Genomic DNA, 2,977 nt, shown 5'->3' on the forward strand with positions numbered 1-2,977 from the left:
CCGTCCAGATCGCCCGGGGTGGCGTGGATGGCGGCCATGGTGCCGGTTCCGGCCAGCGCGGTCAGGGCCTTGCTGCGTAGGGCGACGAGTTGGGCGGCGTCGTGGAGGGTGAGGGCGCCGGCGGTGTAGGCGGCGGCGATCTCGCCTTGGGAGTGGCCGATGACCGCGTCGGGTTGGATCCCGAGGGATTGCCAGAGGTGGGCTAGGCCGGTCATCACGGCGAACAGGGCGGGTTGGACGACGTCGACCCGGTCTAGCGACACGGCGTCATGGGTGGTGAGGACGTCGGTGAGGGACCAGTCCACATGGGGGGCCAGTGCCTGCTCGCAGGCGAGGATGTGGTCGCGGAAGACGGGGCTGGTGGCCATCAGGTCGGCGCCCATTCCGGCCCATTGCGATCCCTGGCCGGGGAACACGAACACCGTCTTGCCGCCCTGGCCGGGCACGGCGCGGCCGGTGACCACGGCCGGGTGCGGCTCACCGGCCGCCAGCGCCCGCAACCCCTCACGCAGCGTCGCCTGGTCACCGACGATGACGGCGCGGTGGTCGAGGGTGGAGCGGGTGGTGGCCAGCGCCCAGGCGACCGCACCGGGATCAAGGTCGGGGTGAGCGTCCAGGTGTTCGGCCAGGCGCCGCGCCTGTGCGGCCAGACCCGCCTCGGTCTTCGCTGAAACGACCCACGGCACGGGCTTGGGTTCGGTGTCCGCGGTGTGCGGCTGGGGCGGGACGATTTCGGCGGGCGACGCGGCGGGGGCCTGCTCGACGATCACATGGGCGTTGGTTCCGCTGATGCCGAAGGAGGAGATGGCGGCGCGGTTGGGCCGTCCGGTGTCGGGCCAAGGGATTTGCTCGGTGAGCAGTTCGACGGTTCCGGCGGACCAGTCGACGTGCGGGGTCGGCTCGTCGACGTGCAGGGTCTGCGGCAAGACGCCCTGCTGCATGGCCTGGATCATCTTGATGATTCCGGCGACGCCGGCGGCTGCTTGGGTGTGGCCGATGTTGGATTTGATGGAGCCGAGCCGCAGGGGCCGGTCGGCGGGGCGTTGCTGTCCGTAGGTGGCGATGAGTGCTTGGGCTTCGATGGGGTCGCCGAGTGTGGTGCCGGTGCCGTGGGCTTCCACGGCGTCGACGTCTGCGGGGGTCAGGCGGGCGCTGGCCAGTGCGTCCTGGATTACCCGCTGCTGGGACGGCCCGTTCGGCGCGGTCAGCCCGTTGCTGGCGCCGTCCTGGTTGACCGCCGATCCGCGCACGATCGCCAGAACGGGGTGGCCGTTGCGCTGCGCGTCCGACAGCCGCTCGACGAGAAGGAGCCCGACGCCCTCGCCCCAGCCGGTGCCGTCGGCCGCCGCCGCGAACGGCTTGCAGCGGCCATCACGGGCCAGGCCCCGCTGCCGGGAGAACACGACGAACGCACCCGGGCTGGACATGACGGTGGCGCCGCCCGCGAGCGCGAGATCGCACTCTCCCTGCCGGAGGGATTGGCAGGCCAGGTGGAGGGCGACGAGCGAGGAGGAGCAGGCGGTGTCGATGGTGAGGGCGGGTCCTTCGAGACCGAGTGAGTACGCGATGCGTCCCGAGGCCACGCTGATCGAGGAGCCGGTCCCCGTGTAGCTCTCCGACGCGCTGGACAGTTCCGGGAGCCCGGAGCTGTAGTCCTGCGAGGAGATGCCGGTGAAGATGCCGGTTCGGGTGCCGTGGAGGGCGACGGGGTCGATACCGGCGTTCTCGACGGTCTCCCAGGCGGTTTCGAGGAGGAGCCGCTGCTGGGGGTCGGTGGCCTGGGCTTCGCGGGGGCTGATGCTGAAGAAGTCGGCGTCGAAGTGGTCGGCGTCGTAGAGGAAACCGCCCTCGCGGGCGTAGGTGGTCCCCGGATGATCCGGATCCGGGTTGAAGAGGTCGGCGACCGCCCAGCCCCGGTTCGACGGGAACTCGCCGATGGCGTCGACACCGCCGGCGACCAGGTTCCACAGCTGCTGCGGTGTGCGGACGTCGCCCGGATAGCGGCATCCCATCGCGATGATCGCGATCGGCTCGTCGGCGGTGATCGTCCGCGTGGCCTTGGCGGTCGTGCCGCCGGTCCCGAGAAGGGTGCTCTTCAGGTGGCGGGCGAGCGCGTCCGGCGTGGGGTGGTCGAAGACGAGGGTGGAGGGGAGGCGCTGTCCGGTGGCGGTGGCCAGGCGGTTGCGCAGTTCGATCGCGGTGAGGGAGTCGAAGCCCAGCTCGCTGAACGGGCGGCTGACGTCGATGTTCTCGGCGGAGCCGTGCGCCAGGACGGTGGCGACGTTCCCGCGGATCAGCGCAAGCAGACGCTGGTGCTGCTCCTCTTCGCCGAGGCCGCTGAGCTGACCGGCCAGGTCGCTGCCGGCGGCCGTTCCGGTGGCGGCACGCCTGCCGGGCGCGGCGAGAGCGCGCAGCAGCGCGGGCACGGGGACGGGGAGGCTCCGCGTGCTGATGGGCGTGGCCACGAGGTGGGGCCGGGGCATGGTCAGGACGGCGTCGAAGAGCTCCAGCCCCTGGACGTCCGTGATGGCCGCGAGGTTCTCGGTGATGCGGCTGCGGTCGGTGTCGGTGAGGTGGGCGGTCATGCCGGTGTCCTGCTGCCAGTAGCCCCATCCGATGGACTGGGCCGGCAATCCCTCGGTCTGGCGGTGTGCGGCGAGGGTGTCGAGGAAGTGGTTGGCGGCGGCGGAGGAGAACAGGATGAAGGCGTTGAGGGGGAGGTGGCGGGTCTGGCGGTGCAGGTTCCAGGCGGCGTCGACCTTGGGGGCGAAGACTCTGTCGATCTGTTCGGCGGTCAGGGATGTCGTGACCGCGTCGTCGATGACTCCGGCCGCGTGGATCACCGCCGTGAGCGGATGCTCGGCCGGGATGCCCGCCAGAAGATCAGCCAGTTGCGCCGGGTCGGCGGTGTCGCATGCGGTGATGGTGACGTGGGCGCCGAGGTGTTCGAGGTGGTGTTGGAGGTCGTGGGCTCCGG

Annotated in this window: 1 protein-coding gene; it reads right to left on the reverse strand. The window is 71.2% G+C overall.

What is annotated here, in order from left to right:
* On the reverse strand, positions 1-2,977 hold a 2,977-nt coding region (locus IEZ03_RS37130; RefSeq protein ID WP_189241287.1), incomplete at both ends, for a type I polyketide synthase.

This window comes from Actinomadura livida (assembly GCF_014648675.1).
Classification (GTDB): Bacteria; Actinomycetota; Actinomycetes; order Streptosporangiales; family Streptosporangiaceae; genus Spirillospora; species Spirillospora livida.